The sequence below is a fragment of the Jeongeupia wiesaeckerbachi genome (assembly GCF_050916355.1).
In the GTDB taxonomy this organism is placed as follows: domain Bacteria; phylum Pseudomonadota; class Gammaproteobacteria; order Burkholderiales; family Chitinibacteraceae; genus Jeongeupia; species Jeongeupia wiesaeckerbachi.
The window spans coordinates 183023-199670 of sequence record NZ_CP136946.1; the positions used below are offsets into that span (position 1 = coordinate 183023).

Annotated in this window: 16 protein-coding genes; 3 read left to right on the top strand and 13 right to left on the bottom strand. The window is 64.4% G+C overall.

All coding sequences use genetic code 11. The features are described 5' to 3' along the window. Window positions 1-66: 66 nt before the first annotated feature. From carB to R0382_RS00920, 4 genes are all read right to left on the bottom strand, one after another. A complete protein-coding gene (carB, locus tag R0382_RS00905; RefSeq protein ID WP_432721661.1) occupies window positions 67-3288 on the bottom strand; it encodes a carbamoyl-phosphate synthase large subunit in 3222 nt (1073 codons plus the stop codon). A gap of 17 nt (window positions 3289-3305) precedes the next feature. Beyond that, window positions 3306-4433: a glutamine-hydrolyzing carbamoyl-phosphate synthase small subunit gene (gene carA / locus R0382_RS00910; RefSeq protein WP_432721662.1), complete on the bottom strand. Its 1128-nt coding sequence runs from the start codon at window positions 4431-4433 to the stop codon at window positions 3306-3308. Window positions 4434-4621: 188 nt separating this feature from the next. Then, complete coding sequence (locus tag R0382_RS00915; RefSeq protein ID WP_432721664.1) at window positions 4622-5896, bottom strand: C13 family peptidase; 1275 nt, start codon at window positions 5894-5896, stop codon at window positions 4622-4624. Window positions 5897-6009: 113 nt separating this feature from the next. Further along, window positions 6010-6489 carry a glutathione peroxidase gene (locus tag R0382_RS00920; protein ID WP_432721666.1) on the bottom strand — a complete coding sequence of 160 codons (480 nt, stop codon included), beginning with the start codon at window positions 6487-6489 and terminating at the stop codon, window positions 6010-6012. Window positions 6490-6595: 106 nt separating this feature from the next. Here R0382_RS00920 and R0382_RS00925 point away from each other — a divergent pair, with 106 nt between their 5' ends. Then, window positions 6596-7039, top strand: coding sequence for a DUF1841 family protein (locus R0382_RS00925; RefSeq protein ID WP_432721668.1), 444 nt, complete (start codon window positions 6596-6598; stop codon window positions 7037-7039). Window positions 7040-7205: 166 nt separating this feature from the next. Here R0382_RS00925 and R0382_RS00930 read toward each other — a convergent pair whose 3' ends face one another. The 3 genes from R0382_RS00930 to cyaY are packed head-to-tail and all read right to left on the bottom strand — an operon-like array spanning window position 7206 to window position 9455. Next, window positions 7206-8717 carry a beta-barrel assembly-enhancing protease gene (locus R0382_RS00930; RefSeq protein WP_432721669.1) on the bottom strand — a complete coding sequence of 504 codons (1512 nt, stop codon included), beginning with the start codon at window positions 8715-8717 and terminating at the stop codon, window positions 7206-7208. 16 nt (window positions 8718-8733) lie between these two features. Further along, window positions 8734-9141, bottom strand: coding sequence for a YqaA family protein (locus R0382_RS00935; protein ID WP_432721671.1), 408 nt, complete (start codon window positions 9139-9141; stop codon window positions 8734-8736). Then, window positions 9141-9455 carry an iron donor protein CyaY gene (gene cyaY / locus R0382_RS00940; protein ID WP_432721673.1) on the bottom strand — a complete coding sequence of 105 codons (315 nt, stop codon included), beginning with the start codon at window positions 9453-9455 and terminating at the stop codon, window positions 9141-9143. Before cyaY ends, R0382_RS00935 begins: the two co-directional genes overlap by 1 nt. A 55-nt stretch (window positions 9456-9510) precedes the next feature. Here cyaY and lptM point away from each other — a divergent pair, with 55 nt between their 5' ends. Beyond that, window positions 9511-9714 carry an LPS translocon maturation chaperone LptM gene (gene lptM, locus R0382_RS00945; protein WP_432721675.1) on the top strand — a complete coding sequence of 68 codons (204 nt, stop codon included), beginning with the start codon at window positions 9511-9513 and terminating at the stop codon, window positions 9712-9714. A 1-nt stretch (window position 9715) separates the two neighbouring features. Here the strand turns inward: lptM and R0382_RS00950 are convergent, their stop codons facing one another. Further along, window positions 9716-10306: a thermonuclease family protein gene (locus tag R0382_RS00950; protein ID WP_432721676.1), complete on the bottom strand. Its 591-nt coding sequence runs from the start codon at window positions 10304-10306 to the stop codon at window positions 9716-9718. Then, window positions 10306-11133, bottom strand: coding sequence for a squalene synthase HpnC (hpnC, locus tag R0382_RS00955; protein WP_432721677.1), 828 nt, complete (start codon window positions 11131-11133; stop codon window positions 10306-10308). The genes R0382_RS00950 and hpnC overlap by 1 nt, the downstream gene beginning before the upstream one ends. A gap of 93 nt (window positions 11134-11226) precedes the next feature. Between hpnC and R0382_RS00960 the strand changes: the two genes are divergently transcribed. Beyond that, window positions 11227-11613: a ComEA family DNA-binding protein gene (locus R0382_RS00960; protein WP_432721678.1), complete on the top strand. Its 387-nt coding sequence runs from the start codon at window positions 11227-11229 to the stop codon at window positions 11611-11613. Between the two features lie 63 nt (window positions 11614-11676). Here the strand turns inward: R0382_RS00960 and R0382_RS00965 are convergent, their stop codons facing one another. The 4 genes from R0382_RS00965 to R0382_RS00980 form a co-directional block, all read right to left on the bottom strand. Then, window positions 11677-12312, bottom strand: a complete 636-nt coding sequence (locus R0382_RS00965) for a response regulator transcription factor (RefSeq protein ID WP_432721679.1) — start codon at window positions 12310-12312, stop codon at window positions 11677-11679. Continuing rightward, entirely contained in the window at window positions 12312-14615 is a 2304-nt protein-coding gene (locus tag R0382_RS00970) for a PAS domain S-box protein (protein WP_432721680.1), read from the bottom strand. The genes R0382_RS00965 and R0382_RS00970 overlap by 1 nt, the downstream gene beginning before the upstream one ends. Window positions 14616-14735: 120 nt before the next feature. Beyond that, window positions 14736-15416: a Bax inhibitor-1/YccA family protein gene (locus tag R0382_RS00975; protein ID WP_432721681.1), complete on the bottom strand. Its 681-nt coding sequence runs from the start codon at window positions 15414-15416 to the stop codon at window positions 14736-14738. 105 nt (window positions 15417-15521) lie between these two features. Continuing rightward, window positions 15522-16577, bottom strand: a complete 1056-nt coding sequence (locus R0382_RS00980) for an enoyl-CoA hydratase/isomerase family protein (RefSeq protein WP_432721682.1) — start codon at window positions 16575-16577, stop codon at window positions 15522-15524. Window positions 16578-16648 lie beyond the last annotated feature (71 nt).

Below are 16648 nucleotides of genomic sequence, written 5' to 3' on the forward strand. Positions count from 1 at the left end.
GCTTGGCCGCGATACAAATGCAGAGCCGCCGTCACGGATGACGGCGGCTGATTTCGCTTTACGTTATCAGGCTTTCAGCAACTGGTGCAAGCCCTGCACGTCATAGACACGCATTTCCTTGAGGTCGCGCAGACCGATGCACGCGGCGCGCGCGCCGGCGATCGTCGTGTACACCGGCAGCTTGGCCTTGAGCGCTTCGTGGCGGATCGAGTAGCTGTCCTGGATCGCCTGGCGACGCTCGTCGACGGTATTGAAGATCATCGCGATCTCGCCGTTGACGATCATATCGACGATGTGCGGACGACCCTCGGTCACCTTGTTCACCGCGGTGACATCGAGGCCGGCGTCGGCCAGCGATGCCGCCGTACCCTTGGTCGCGATCAGCTTGAAGCCGATCTCGGCCAGCGCCTTGGCACATTCGATCGCCACCGGCTTGTCGGCATCGCGCACCGAGATGAACACATTGCCCGAGCTCGGCAGCACCACGCCGGCAGCAAGCTGCGACTTCACGAAGGCTTCGGCGAAGGTCTCGCCAACGCCCATGACCTCACCGGTCGACTTCATTTCCGGGCTGAGGATGGTATCGACGCCCGGGAACTTGGCGAACGGGAACACCGCTTCCTTGACCGAGTAGTACGGCGGAATCACTTCCTTCGTCACACCCTGGCTCGCCAGCGACTGACCGGCCATGCAACGCGCGGCGACCTTGGCGACCGAAATACCGGTGGCCTTGGACACGTACGGCACGGTCCGCGACGCGCGCGGGTTCACTTCGAGCACGAACACCACGGCATCGTCGCCGCGGCCCTGGATCGCGAACTGCACGTTCATCAGGCCGACGACATTCAGCGCCTTGGCCATCGCGACGGTCTGACGGCGCAGCTCGTCCTGCAGTTCGCTGGACAAGCTGTACGGCGGCAGCGAGCACGCCGAGTCGCCCGAGTGCACGCCGGCCTGCTCGATGTGTTCCATGATGCCGGCGACCAGCACGGCTTCGCCGTCGCATATCGCATCGACGTCGACTTCGATCGCATCGTTGAGGAAGCGGTCGAGCAGCACCGGGCTGTCGTTCGACACCTTGACGGCTTCGCGCATATAGCGCGACAGGTCGTCCTCGGAGTGGACGATCTGCATCGCGCGGCCGCCAAGCACGTAGGACGGGCGAACGACCAGCGGATAGCCGAGTTCGCGCGCCAGGTGCAGCGCGTCCTGCTCGGTGCGCGCGGTCGCGTTCGGCGGCTGGCGCAGTCCGAGGTCCTTCAGCAGCTGCTGGAAGCGCTCGCGGTCTTCGGCGGCATCGATCATGTCCGGGCTGGTACCGATGATGGGCACGCCGTTGGCTTCAAGCGCGCGCGCCAGTTTCAGCGGCGTCTGGCCGCCGTACTGGACGATGACGCCGACCGGCTTTTCGACCGCAACGATCTCGAGCACATCTTCGAGCGTCAGCGATTCGAAATAGAGACGATCCGACGTGTCGTAGTCGGTCGACACGGTTTCCGGGTTGCAGTTGACCATGATGGTCTCGTAGCCGTCTTCGCGCAGCGCGAGTGCGGCGTGGACGCAGCAATAGTCGAACTCGATACCCTGACCGATCCGGTTCGGACCGCCGCCGAGCACCATGATCTTCTTGGCGCTGGTCGGCTGCGATTCGCACTCGTCCTCGTAGGTCGAGTACATATAGGCGGTATCGGTGGCGAACTCGGCCGCGCAGGTGTCGACGCGCTTGTAGACCGGGCGGATGCCCAGACCGTGGCGGTGACGGCGCACGGCGTTCTGGTCGCAGCCGAGCAGCGTGCCCAGACGGCGATCCGAGAAGCCCTTGCGCTTGAGTTTGCGCGTTTCCGCGTACTCAAGGCTGTCGACGCTGCGACCACGCAGGCCGTTCTCGAGCTGGACGATTTCTTCGATCTGCGCAAGGAACCACGGATCGATTTTCGACAGGTTGAAGACTTCCTGCTGATTCAGACCGATGCGGAAGGCGTCGGCGACGTACCACAGGCGCTCCGGGCCCGGCGCGGCGAGTTCGGACTCGATCGCCTGGCGATCGGTCGTGACTTCATCGAAGCCCGACATGCCGGTTTCCAGACCGCGCAGCGCTTTTTGCAGCGATTCCTGCAGCGTGCGACCGATCGCCATCACTTCGCCGACCGACTTCATCTGTGTGGTCAGGCGGCTGTTGGCCTGCGGGAATTTCTCGAACGCGAAACGCGGCACCTTGGTGACGACGTAGTCGATCGACGGCTCGAACGACGCCGGAGTCTTGCCGCCGGTGATTTCGTTCTTCAGCTCGTCCAGCGTGTAGCCGACGGCGAGCTTGGCAGCGATCTTGGCGATCGGGAAGCCGGTGGCCTTCGAGGCGAGCGCCGAAGAACGCGATACGCGCGGGTTCATTTCGATGACGATCAGCCGGCCATCCTTCGGATTGACCGAGAACTGCACGTTCGAACCGCCGGTATCGACGCCGATTTCACGCAGCACCGCCAGCGAGGCGTTGCGCATGATCTGGTATTCCTTGTCGGTCAGCGTTTGCGCCGGTGCGACGGTGATCGAGTCGCCGGTGTGCACGCCCATCGGATCGAGGTTTTCGATCGAGCAGACGATGATGCAGTTGTCGGCGCTGTCGCGCACGACTTCCATCTCGTATTCCTTCCAGCCGAGCAGCGACTCTTCGATCAAGAGTTCCTTGGTCGGCGAAAGGTCGAGACCGCGGGTGCAGATCTCGATGAATTCCTGGATGTTGTAGGCGATACCGCCGCCCGAGCCACCCATGGTGAACGAGGGACGGATGATCGCCGGGAAGCCGACCGTGGCCTGTGCGGCCAGTGCTTCTTCCAGCGTGTGGGCGATGACCGACTTGGCGGAACCCAGGCCGATCTTGTCCATCGCGGCCTTGAATTTCTGGCGGTCTTCGGCCTTGTCGATCGCTTCCGGGGTCGCGCCGATCAGTTCGACGTCGTACTTGTCGAGCACGCCGTTGTGCCACAGGTCCAGCGCACAGTTCAGTGCGGTCTGGCCACCCATGGTCGGCAGGATCGCGTCCGGTTTTTCCTTGGCGATGATCTTTTCAACGACTTGCCAGGTGATCGGCTCGATATAGGTGACGTCGGCCATATTCGGGTCGGTCATGATCGTCGCAGGGTTGCTGTTGACGAGGATGACCTTGTAACCCTCTTCACGCAGCGCCTTGCACGCCTGTGCGCCCGAGTAGTCGAATTCGCACGCCTGGCCGATGACGATGGGGCCGGCGCCAATGATGAGGATGCTCTTGATATCTGTACGTTTTGGCATTGCGGTCTACCTGATCCTTACTTGCGTTCGGCCATCAGTGCGATGAACTTGTCGAAGAGATACGCCACGTCGTGCGGGCCCGGGCTGGCTTCCGGGTGCCCCTGGAACGAGAACGCCGGCTTGTCGGTCAGCGCGATGCCCTGCACGGTGCCGTCGAACAGCGAACGGTGCGTAATGCGCACATTGGCCGGCAGGCTGGTTTCGTCGACCTGGAAACCGTGGTTCTGGCTAGTGATCATCACGCGGCCGGTATCGAGGTCCTGCACCGGGTGGTTGCCGCCGTGGTGGCCGAACTTCATCTTGCTGGTCGCGCCGCCGGTCGCGAGACCCAAGAGCTGGTGCCCCAGACAGATACCGAACACCGGGGTATCGGTCTTCAGGAACTGGCGGATGGCTTCGATCGCGTAATCGCACGGCTCCGGATCGCCCGGGCCGTTGGACAGGAAGATGCCGTCCGGATTCAGCGCCAGTACCTCGGCCGCCGGGGTTTGTGCCGGCACGACAGTCAGCTGGCAGCCGCGCTCGGCAAGCATCCGGAGGATGTTCTGCTTGACGCCGAAGTCGTAGGCGACGACATGGAACTTCGGATTCGATTGCACGGTGTAACCGACGCCGAGCTTCCACTCGGCGGTGTTCCACTCGTACTTCTCGGTCGCAGTGACGACCTTGGCCAGATCCTGGCCGGCCATCGAACCGAACGAGATCGCTTTCTCGACCGCCGCCTTGGCGTCGATGTTGTCGCCGGTAACGATACAGCCGGACTGAGCGCCCTTTTCACGCAGGATGCGGGTCAGTTTGCGGGTATCGATATCGGCAATGGCGACGACGCCGTGCTTGACGAGATAATCGCCGAGGCTCATCGACGCGCGGAAGTTCGAGTGCAGCAGCGGCAGATCACGGATGATCAGGCCCGAGGCGAACACGGCACGGCTTTCGGCGTCTTCCGGGTTCACACCGTAGTTGCCGATGTGCGGGTAGGTCAGCGTAACGATCTGCTTGTTGTAAGACGGGTCGGTCAGGATTTCCTGATAACCGGTGATTGAGGTATTGAACACGACCTCGCCGATGGTTTCACCATCAGCGCCAATCGAAATACCGTGAAACAGCGTGCCGTCGGCGAGCGCAAGAAGGGCGGGTTTTGACACTGGCGGCTCCTGGGCGTTGCGCCCACAAGATGGGGATTTCCGGCGCTACACGTACAAAAACGGGACAGGTAGCCCCTATCCCGTTTCGCGTGTGCAAAGTTATTGAAATTTTACCTTGAATCGCCTACGGCATCAAGGTTCGTCATCCGCGCGAGCACTGGCGACGCCTGGCAGATTCGCCATTGCCATCAGGGACTTGGCCGCGCCCCGGGTCTCTGGCCACCAGTTATCGCCAATCTTGCCGCCAGCGCAGCCCCAAACGAAAACTGCGGTTTCGACGGCTCGTAGTGCTCGGCCGCCTCGCGCCGGGCGACCGCATCGCGCGTTTGCTGCCAGATCGCGGGCCAGCCGGCCTGCTGGCCGAGCGCGTCGTACAGCGCCTTGCCGAAATAGGTGAAATCGTTCTCGTCGGCACAGCCGAACGACGTCCGGTCGGCTGCGGCAGCGGTCATCACCAGCACTTCCGGCCCGGCCAGCGCAGGCACGAAACCGCCCGAATAGCACGCAGAAACAATGACGACACGCCAGCGGATCTTCGCCTCGGCCAGCGCATCAGCCAGCCATTGCGGCGTCACGCCGTTGAGTTCGAGCGGCGGGTTGGCGAGCGCGAACTCGTGGTCCCGGCTGCCGTGCGAGGTCAGGTACAGCAACAACACGTCCTCGTCGCGGTTCATTCGTGCGCCGATCGTCTCGAGCGCCGCGGCGATGCTCGTTTGCGTCGCAATCGGCACCGTGCCGGTCACGCTGTCGTGATTCGCCAGCAGCACCGAGCGCCCGCGCGTTCCGAAGCGTGCATCGAAACGGTCGCGGATCGACGTCGCCTCGCGGACGAACACGCCCTGCCCGGCATCGCCGCCGACTACCAGCGCATAGTGCTCGACGACACCGGCCCTGCCGGGCGCAACAGCATCGAGCGCAGCATCCAGTCGATCGGCCTCGGTATACAGCACGGACTCGTCGGCCAGCTTGGGCGGTGGCAGCGGCTCGAACGCCTCGTCGCCGGCGTCCGGCAGCCAGAATTGGCCGGCGTCGGCAAAGTAATAGCGTTCGGCCAGCAGCGCTGCCGCCAGCAGCAGCACGGCCACCAAGGCAGGCCAGCGCCAGCCGCCACGCGGCCGCACTGCGGCATGCACCAAGGCCAGCGCGAGCCAGACCGGCCAGATCGCGAACACGGCCCAGCCGAAGCGGTATTGCAACGACGGCGCGAGCCAGTGCATCGCCGCGTACCACGCGACGAGGAACAGCAGATTCAGCCAGACGCCGGCGGCGAAATACAAGGTCGCCAGCTGCCAGGCGAGCGCGCCACGACGCTCGATTGCGGCGCCGGCGACGAACAGCAGCAGTCCGGCCCAGCCCCAGCCGGGCAAGGCATTGATGTTGAAGCGGCCATCACCGGCCAGCCAGTAGCCACCGGCAATGTCGACGACCAAGGCAAGCGCGACCGCCAGCATCAGCCCGGCCACCGGCCAGTTGTACCGTTCCTTGGGTGGACAAAAGAGCAGCGCTCTCAGCCCGAGCAGCAACGGTGACGCAGCGGCGAAGCGCCCCGCGCGGGGCCGGCACGGCGTCTGGACGCTCAGAGCAGCGACTCGATCTTGGCGACGAGGTCTTCGGGCGACGTCGTCGGTGCAAAGCGCTCGACCACCTGCCCTTCGCGATTGATCAGGAACTTGGTGAAGTTCCACTTGATCGCCTCGGTGCCGAGGATGCCCGGCTCGGCCTTTTTGAGGTACTGATACAGCGGGTGTGCGCCATCGCCGTTGACTTCGATCTTGGCGAACATCGGGAAACTGACGCCGTAGTTGTGCTCGCAGAAGCTGCCGATCGCGGCGGCGTCACCCGGCTCCTGGCTGCCGAACTGGTTGCACGGAAAACCGAGCACCGAGAAGCCACGATCCTTGAAACGCTCGTACAGCGCCTGCAGCCCGGCGTATTGCGGCGTGAGCCCGCACTCGCTGGCAACGTTGACGATCAGCAGCAGCTGGCCGCGATAGTCGGCCAGAGGCTGTGGCGTGCCGGCGAGGCGGTCCGGGGTAAAGTCGTAGATCGAGCTCATCAAGGTTCCTTGGCGTGGCGGGTTGAGGGACAATCGCAATGTACACGATGGTTCGCATGCGCATGGTATCGCCATGTCAGCGAACCGACAGCTCCAGGAGTCCACCATGTTGTTCAATCCGTCGCGCGACGAAGCCCGACGCTTTTTCATCCAGAGCTGGCAAAAGCACCAGGCTGGCGCGCCGCTGGCCGATCTCGAAAAGGTCGTCGTCGCGGTACTGCTGCGCCATCCCGAGTATCACCGCTATCTGAGCGACGACTATCTGGACCGCGACTGGCCGCCCGAAGTCGGCGAGACCAATCCCTTTCTGCACCTGTCGATGCATCTGGCAATCGAGGAACAGCTGTCGATCGATCAGCCGCTCGGCGTCAAGGCGCAGTATTCGGCGCTGTGCGTCGCCTGTGGCGACGAGCACTCGGCGCAGCACCAGATGATGGACGGCCTCGGCGAGATGATCTGGCACGCGCAGCGCAACCAGAGCGCACCGGATCCGGCGATCTATCTCGACATTCTGCGCACCAAGGTGCGCCAGTTCGGCGGCAAGGACTGAGCCTTCAGGCGCGGGGCCTGCGCCTCCGGCCCGGTACGCGGGAATCCGGCCAGCGACGCCGTCCTTCGGCTCACACCCCGAACGGGCTGTCCGAGGCGCGCCCTCGCTTCTGACGGAATCAGGCTGTGTAGATTCGCCCGCCGATCTGGCCCGCTTGCGGGCCGTATTAGCGTAGCGACGACATCGACGCGTCAAGCTTGCTTGGCTCGCCTCGCTCGCCCTTCTTGTCGTTGCGGCCATCCAGCGCCATGACTTCCTGCAGTCGCGCGTCGATCTCCGACTGCAGGTAGAAATCGCTGCCCGGCTGGCGCTGCGCCAGTTGCAACTGCTCGATCGCCGGCCCGTATTCGAGGATGCGCACATAGTACTCGGCCTGTGCCTTGTGCTGCCGCTGCGCCTGGCCCATCGCCGCGTAGACCTTGGACTCACGCTGGTACAGATTGGCGTCGCTGGTATACAGCTCCTGCGCCGAATGGATGCGCGCCAGTGCATCGTCATTGCGCCCGGCGGCGGTCAGCGCGTCGATTTCGCCGTACAGCAGGCCGCGGCTGGACGGAAACTGCACCGCGGCATCGCTGAAAATCGTCGTCGCCAGCTCGTACTTCTGCTGCGACAGGCGGATCTGGCCGGCCAGATAATCGAGCGCCGCATGCGGCTTGCCATAGGCGGCGCGCGCATCGGCAAGCGTTTTCCACGCGCCGTCGTACTGGCCTGCGCGCCACTGCGCCAGCGCGTAGCCATACAACTGCAGCGCCAGATTGGCGAAACGCTTCTGCTCGATGGCCGTCCGATACTGCGTCACCGCTTCCTTGGTTCCCATTTGCAGAACCCGGAGCTTTTCACGCACGAAACGGTAATCGAGCGAATCCGGGTATTGCTTGTAGCTGCCGCCCTTGAGCCGCGCCTCGGCGTCGGCGATCCGCTTGTAGGTGACCGGGTGGGTGCGCAGGAACTCGGGCGCACCGCCTTCGACCAGTCGGGTTTCCTTCTGCAGCCGCTGGAAGAACAGCGGCATCGCCGCCGGATCGAAACCCGACTTCTGCAGCGTCTGCATGCCGATCCGGTCAGCCTCCTGCTCGAAGGCATAGGTGAAGTCGAGCTGGCGCTGGATCGCATACCCCTGACTGCCGACGACCGCGGCCAGGCCGGCGCCGCTGTTGCCGGCCTTGGAGGCGATGATCGCCAGCCCCAGCGCGCCGAGCAGCATCCACGGCGTCATTCGCTGCGAATCGACCATCCGGGCCAGATGGTGCTGGGTCACGTGGGCGACTTCGTGCGCCATCACGCTGGCCAGTTCGGATTCACTCTGCGTCGCCGCCAGCAGACCGCTGTGGACCACGACAAAACCACCGGGCATCGCAAAGGCGTTCACTGTTTTGTCGAGCAGGACGTAGAAGCTGAACGGCTGGCCGGTTTCGCCGGTGGCGTCGACGAGCTTGCCGCCGATGCGGCGGATGTAGTCGTTGACCTCAGGGTCGTCGACGAGCACGCCGCTACGGCGGATCTCGCGGATCGCCCCCTCGCCGAGCTCGCGCTCCTGCGTCGGCGACATGCCTTCGCGCGACGCCGCACCGAGATCGGGCAGGTCGCTGTAGCTGATGTCGGCAAAGCCGGCAGGCGAAGCCAGACACAGCATCAGCGCGGTGATCAGCGAACGTTTGAACCGGCGAACGGACAAGCAGACAACTCCAGCGTCAGCCGCCCGCGGCAGCACGGGCGAGAGGAACAAGGGCAAGGTAACGCAGCAACTTGCCCGCGATCAGCCACGGCAACACCTGCCGCCACGGCCAGCGTAGCCAGCCGGCGGCGGCGCACAATGCGTCGCCGACCACCGGCACCCAGCTCAGACTCAGCGACAGCGGCCCCCAGCGCGTGAGCCAGGCGGTGCGCGGCGACATCTCCTTGCGCGGCAGTCGCCGGCCCATCCAGACCGTCAGCACGCCGCCCAGCACGTTGCCGAGCGTCGCGACGAGCACGGCCAGCAGCCATTGCTGCGGCGCTTGATACAAATAGGCCGCCAGCGCCAGCTCGGAGTTCCCCGGCAATAATGTCGCCGACAGGAAGGCAGAGGCGAACAATCCCGGCAGCCACAAGGCGTCCATCAGGCGAACGCGAACGCCTCGCCGGCATGCAGCGTGATCGCCGCCGCCAGATCGGCGAAAAATTCGCCGTCGCCACGGGTGTTGGTCCAGCGCTGACCGTCATGACGGTAGTGATAGCCGCCGCTGCGCGCAGCAATCCACACTTCCTGGTTGAAGACGTGCCGGTTGACGATGACCTTGCTGCCGTCCTCGAACTCGAGTTCGAGCACATTGCCGGTACGCAGTGCGTCGATATCGAAATCGACGTCGTCGAGCGCTGTCTCGATCAGGCTGAAAATGCGGTCGGTTTCGGAAAGAAATTCGGATTCGGTCATGGCAAGTCGCAGCGGCAAGTCGGTTAAGATAGCGATTTTGCCACCAAAGCACTCCATGCGCGCACTCGCCCCGCTCCTCGTCCTGCTGCTCGCCGCCTGCGGCTTCAAGGGCCCGCTCTATCTGCCGCCACCGGGCTGGACCCCGCCGGAAACCCGGGCCGAGATGAACAAGCGCAAGGCTGCCGAAGCCAGCGCAGCCGCCGCCGAAAAAGCCGCCGCATCGGCACCTGCATCGGCCAGCGAACCCGCCGCAAAATAAACTACCCTCGCCGCTCGCGGCGGAAGTCCCACGGCGGCTCGGCGCCGGGCTGTTGCCACAGGCCGATACGGCGGTCGCGCGCCGCCTGTAGGGCTGTCTCGTAGGCCTCGAAATCGGCGCGCGGCTGCTTGCCGGCATAGCGGGTGTAATGCCATGCCAGCCCGGCCTTCACCTGCGCGTAATTGATGTCGTCACCGCCAAGCCGGATCAGGGCAACGCCACGCTGATAGCGGTCGACGTCGACCACCTCGGCGTCGATCGCCTTGCGAAATACCAGATCCGACAGGTGCTGCTTGGCGGCCGCGCCATAGGGCTGAGCCTTTTCCGGCGCATCGATAAAGGCCAGCCGCAAGCGGTACTCGCGTTTGTCCGCGTCGAGCACGGTGATCGTGTCGCCATCGGCAATGCCGACCACGACACCGTGGATGGATGATCCCGCAGCCATCACGCCCGGCGCCGCCCGGCCCTCGTTCCACCAAGCCCAGGCCGCCAACGCCAGCACGACGAGCGCGCCGATCCGTGCCGGCCACGCGCGCGCGGTGAACAGCGTCGTCAGCGCGCGGACTTCCTTCTGACCGATGCCCCTCGCCATTATTTCCGCCGCCACGCACGCCAGAGAATGCGCGGCCAGTCGCCCTTGCCCAGCACCGGCCGCTGCCGGAACACGTCATAGCCACAGGCATCGAGCTTGTCGAGCACCGTCGCGGCGCCAAGCACCGTCAGGCGCAGTTCGAAGCCGACGCGGCCCGGCAGCGCATTGGCCAGCGGTGCACCGGCCTTGAGCATCCGCCGCGTCCGGTCGACCTGGAAACGCATCAGCCGCTGCCAGCCGGCGTCGACCCTGCCGGCGGCAATCTGTGCTTCGCTCACGCCGTACTTTGCCAACTCGTCCTGTGGCAGGTAGACGCGATCCTTGGTCCAGTCGATCGCCACGTCCTGCCAGAAATTGACCAGCTGCAAGGCGGTACAGATGCCATCGGACATCGCCAGGTAGCGCGGATTCACCTGGTCGAAAATATGCAGCAGGATGCGGCCGACCGGGTTGGCCGAGCGCCGGCAGTACTGCACCAGCTCGCCGAAATCGGCATAGCGGCTCTGCGTCACGTCCTGGCGAAAGGCCGACAGCAGGTCCTCGCACAACGAAACCGGCACGCCGTGATCGCGCACCACCGTCGCCAGGGCCTGATAGCGCGGCGTAACCGGTGTCTCGCCGACATCGATCCGCGCCAGCTCGGCACTGCAGTCGGCCAGCGCAGCCAGACGCACTGCCGGCTCGGCGTCGCCCTCGTCGGCCAGATCATCGGCATGGCGTGCGAAGTGGTACACCGCGGCGACCGGCTTGCGGAAGCGACGCGGCATCAGGATCGAGGCGACCGGGAAGTTTTCGTAGTGTTCGACCGACTGTTGCGGGGTGAGCATGAATTCTGAATCCAGACTGACAAGAACTGTGATTTTGGCGTGCTATAGTCAGCCGGTGGGGTTCACCCACCTGACCAATCAAGGGAGATAGCAATGAAAAAATGGCTCGCCGCTTTCGTCGGCATGTTCCTGCTGTGCGCCTCGGTCTTCGCGGCCGTCGATCTTAACACCGCAACCGCACAGCAACTCGAAGGCCTGAACGGCATCGGCCCGACCAAGGCCAAGTCCATCGTCGACTACCGTACCCAGAACGGTGCGTTCAAGACCCCGGAAGACATCATGAAAGTGCCTGGCATCAAGGAAGGCACGTTCAACAAGATCAAGGGCGACATCAGCGTGGGTGGCAAGGTCGCCGCGCCGACCGCTTCGACCAAATCATCGAAAGCCACGGCTTCGCCCGCGGCCGCCAAAGCCACCAAGGCCACGGCATCGAGCACCAAGGAAGTGAAGACCAAGGCCAGCGCCCCGGCCAAGAAGTAAGCCTGGCCTTGCGGAAATGAGAACGGCGCCGGTAGGCGCCGTTTTGCATGGGGCAGCGCGGAATCAGCCTGCGCCCGACGCCGCCTCGCCGACGATTTCCTTGATCGGCACCGCCTTGAGCTGCGCAGCAAGCTCGACCGCAGAACGCACTCGCAGCTTGGCGTAGATCCGCGCGCGATGAACCTCGACCGTCTTGATACTGATGCTGAGGGCGTCGGCAATCTGCTTGTTGAGTTTGCCGGCAAGGAGTTCACGCAAGACTTCACGCTCACGCGGTGTCAGACTGGCCAGCCGCTCTGACAGGGTCTGCCGGGTTTCCCAGCTGCTGCGGGCGGTCAGATCGCTTTGCAGGTACTCCTCGACCTTGGCGAGCAGCACCTTGTGATCGTACGGTTTCTCGAGAAAATCGCTGGCGCCGCCCTTGACCGCCGATACCGCCATCGGCACATCGCCGTGCCCGGTCAGAAAAATCACCGGCGGCAGGTAAGGCGCGCCTTGCAAATCGGCGAACAGCTCGAGCCCGGTCATGCCGGTCATGCGCACGTCGATGATCAGACAGGCGTAGTCGGCCACGTGGGCCGCGGTCAGGAAATGCTCGGCGGACTCGAAGCCGGCGCTCGGCCACTCGCGGGTTTCAAACAGTAGCGACAGCGCATCGCGCACGGCGATGTCGTCGTCAATGATCGCAATCGGGCGCATCAGGCTTTCTCCTCGGTCATATCGGTTTTTGTATCGCTCAGCGGCAGACGGCAAACGAAGCGACAACCGCCTTCCGGCGGGTTTTCCACCCGCAAATGGCCACGGTGCTGCTCCATCACCGAGCGGCAGATATTGAGCCCCATGCCCATGCCATCGGGCTTGGTGCTGAAAAACGGCTGAAACAGGCTATCCGGACTGCTAAAGCCGGCCCCCTGATCGGTCACGCTGACTTCGAGCCCGCCATCGACAACGCCGGCCCTGACCGTCAACCGGCGTGGCGCCGGCGGCAGCGCGGCCATCGCCTCGATGCCGTTCTTCATCAAATTGAAGAGTACCTGTTCAAGCATCACGCCATCGCCACGAAAACTCGGCAGCCCTGCGAGGGGCTCGACCACGATCTTCACCTGCGCCTTGCGTGCCAGTGGCGCGAGCAGCTCGACCGGTACCGCCAACAATGCATCGATGCGGCATTCGTCCTCCCGCGGCGCGCGCTTGGCGACGAAATTGCGGATGCCCCGAATGATTTGTCCGGCCCGCGCCGCCTGATCGCCAATCTTGCCCAGCGTTTCGCGCGCCCGCTTCAGCGCCGGTGGTTCGATTTCGAGCAGGCTGTCGCCGGCGGCGGCATACCCGGCGATCGCAGCCAGCGGCTGATTGAGTTCGTGCGCCAGGCTCGACGCCATTTCGCCCATGCTGACCAGGCGCGCGGTGTGCTGCAATCGTTCGTCACGCGAGCGCGCCTCCTCGGCCGCCTGACGTCGCGCGGTGATGTCGGCGGCAATTTCCAGCCACACCGGCCGGCCGTCGACCCAGTCGAGCGCCCGCCGCTGCACCGCAAACCAGCGCCCGCTGATGACGTCGAAATGCTCTTCGCCCTGACCATCGTGCAGCGGCTGCGCGCCCAGCGGCACCAGGCAGCATTCGGCATCGGCCTGCAGAGAAAAGCGGTTGGCATGGCCGCGGTTGCGGTACAGCAGTGCGCCGGTGCGTGCATCGGTGACCGACACCGACGCGTCGAGGCCTTCGAGTACCGTGCGCAGTTGCATCCGCGACGTCGCCAGCGCCTCGCGTTCACGGCGGATTTCGGTCGTGTCGTACAGCGAGGCCATCCAGCCACGATGCTCGCCGCGACCATCGACAAGGCGCGATGCATACAGACGCACATCGAAACGCTCGCCGTCGCGACGCATGAAACGCAACTGCAGCCCACCCGACGGCGCGTTGCCCATGCGAATGGACTGAAAAGCGCTGGCGCAATGCGACAGGCGCTCCGGCGGCCAGAACGGCAGCGGCGGTTGCAAGCCGATCAGTTCGTCGGCACGCCAGCCGACCAACTGGCAGAAACCGGGATTGACGTAGATCAGCTCGCCATCGCGGCCAATCGCCAGCAGGCCGGTCGTCAGCGAATCTTCCATCGCCGCACGGAAGCCGATCTCGTCGCGCAACGCCTCTTCGGCGCGCTGACGTTCGGCCATGCGCTTTTTCACCTGCATCAGCGCCCAGACCAGCAACGCCAGCAGCAGCAGCACGCTGGCGATCAACAGTCCGATCTGCCGGCTGGCCGGGCTGGAATCGCCCCGAATGCTCGCGCGCAGCTTCAGGCCGTTCCCCGGCGGCTCGAACGCGACTTCCTTGCTCAAGCGCCCCGGTGCGGCAACGTAATCGGCCGGTAGCAGCGCCTGGCCCGACGGATCGATCAAGGCCAGGTCGTAGCGCTGGACCATCCACCACGGCACCTGCAACTGCATCAACTGCGGCAATTCGTAGCTTGCCAGCACCGCCCCTTCGTAAACCGTGGTGCGAAAGTAAGGCACGACGAGGACGACCTGCGGTGTGCTGCGGTAAATCACCGCCGAATAGACCGGCCGACCCAGCGATGCCGCACCGTCGAGGGCGTCGATCAGGCCCGGATCGTTGAGCGGCGTGAGGCTGTTGGGGCGCGCGCTGTACACCGGCAAACCACCGAGCCGTTTGCCCTCGCGGCTGATGTATTCGACGGCGGCAATCTCGGGGTTTGCCTTCATCAGCGCGTCGGCGCGCGCGGCAAAATCCGCTGGCCGGATCGCGTCGGCGGCAAGGCTGTAGGCAAGGTTCTCGATGACGTTCTGGTTGGTCTGCAAATGCAGCCGGATCGCCTGCTCCTGCCACAGCAGGTCTTGCGCCAGCGTGCTGGCGCGAATCTGCCGTATCTGCCGTGCGTCATAGGCGGCATAACCGAGCAGCACGACCAGCGTCAGGCCGATCGCCAGATAGGCAAGAACCCACGGCCATTGGCCGCGATAGCGTTGAGGAAGAATGCGCATCACGCCCAAGCATAGCGCGCCGGCCGGCCCGCCCCCATAGGGCCAAACCCACCTCGCATGAAAAAACAACGGCGCCCCGTGGGGCGCCGTTGCATCTGCTGTCGGAACGCAGGGCTACGATCAGTTGCGGTTGTTGCCCGAGAACGCCATCAGGATGTTCAGCAGGCTGATGAACAGGTTGTAGATGTTCAGGTACAGCTGCAGCGTGGCGGTCACATAGTTGGTTTCACCACCGTTCACGATGCGGCTGGTGTCGACCAGGATAAAGGCCGAGAAAATCAGCACGGCAACCGCCGAGATCGTCAGCGACAGCGCCGGGATCTGGAAGAACAGGTTGGCGAGCGCAGCCAGGATCAGCACGACGACGCCGATCATCAGGAACTTGCCCATGAAGCTGAAATCCTTCTTCGTCACCGTCGCAATCGCCGACAGCGTGAAGAAGATAGCCGCGGTGCCGATCGCCGCAGTGCCGATCATCTGCGCGCCGTTGGAGAAGCGCAGTGCGACTTGCAGGATCTGCGACAGCCACAGGCCCATGAAGCCGGTGTAGGCCAGCAGCAGGACGACGCCCATGCCGCTGTTCTTGGTCTTCTCGATCGCAAAGAACGCGCCGAAGCTGATCGCGAGGAACACGACCGCGCCCATCAGCGGCGACATCGCGAACTGCATCGAAATGCCGATCAGCGCGCCGGCTGCGGTCGGCAGCATCGACAGGGCCAAGAGGAAATAGGTATTGCGCAGGACTCGGTTACGCTCAACGGCGAGCGATTCGCCGCCGTAACGGGCGGTGTTGAGTTGCATTTTGGTCTCTCCGGAGATATTGATGTGCGGGTATGCCGCCCCGATAAGATGGGCGCTAGCGCAAAAAGTTTCAAGCGCGTTGCGTTGCCGCCATTGTACGAGCGATCAGACCGGTAGTGTTTGCGACCAGGCCGACGCCAGCGTCGGCGGGTGCCAGCGCGGCACACCGTCTCGATCGACCAGCTTGGCGCGCACGCCTTCGCGAAAATCGCCATGACGCAGACAGAAATGTGCGGTTGCGGTTTCCAGCGCCAGCAGCGCGTCATCGTCGATGCCGCGTGCGCGCTCGGCCAGCCGCCAGATCAGCGCCACCGAGGTCGGTGAACCGGCGACATACTGCGCGCAACCGTGCGCCAGCCAGCCTTCGCCGCCCGCGTTGCGGCGCAGCCTCAGATCGATCTCGTCGAGATGCTCCCCACCAACCAGATCCTCGATGTGATGACGTTCGTTCGCCCAGACCGACGCGGGTAATTGCGTTGGATACCGCTGGGCAAAACCGGCAAGCCCATCGTCGAGCAAGGCATCGTCATGGCGACGATCGCCCTGCCAGTGCAGCACGGCCAGCGCCTGATCGAGATCCCTGCTCGCGCCGGCGTCGACGAGACCGTGCACCGCACCGCTGGCAAGCGCATCGGCCGCATTGATCCGGCTGCCGGTCAGCGCCAGGAAGCGGCCGAGTCCGTCGGGCAATGCGTGCAGCCAGCGGCTGGCGCCGACGTCGGGGAACAGGCCGATCGCGACTTCGGGCATCGCCAGTTGCGCATTGGCGGTCAGCAAGCGGTGGCTTGTCGCCGAATACAGCCCCCAGCCACCGCCCATGATCGCGCCGAAGCCCCAGGCAATCACCGGCTTCGGGTAGTGGCGCACACGGTGACACAACAGGTATTCGTGAGTGAAAAAGCGGTCGCCCCGGTCGACGTGACCGGGCGTGACCATCGCGTCGTAAAGCGCGCGGATGTCACCACCGGCGCAAAACGCCCGCTCGCCGGTCGCCGATACCCGCACGGCAACGACCTCGGGGTCGGCCTGCCACGCATCGAGCTGCGCCAGCATCGCATCGACCATGGCTAGCGTCTGCGCGTTGAGCCGAGCCGGCGCATCAAGCGTCAACGTACCGATCAACGCACCATTGCCGGCACGAATACTGCCAAAGCGGACCATGCCTCTTTCCCTGAAAACGACAACGGCAGCTTACGCTGCCGTTTTTGCCTGCTGCATCGGGAAAGTCCGCA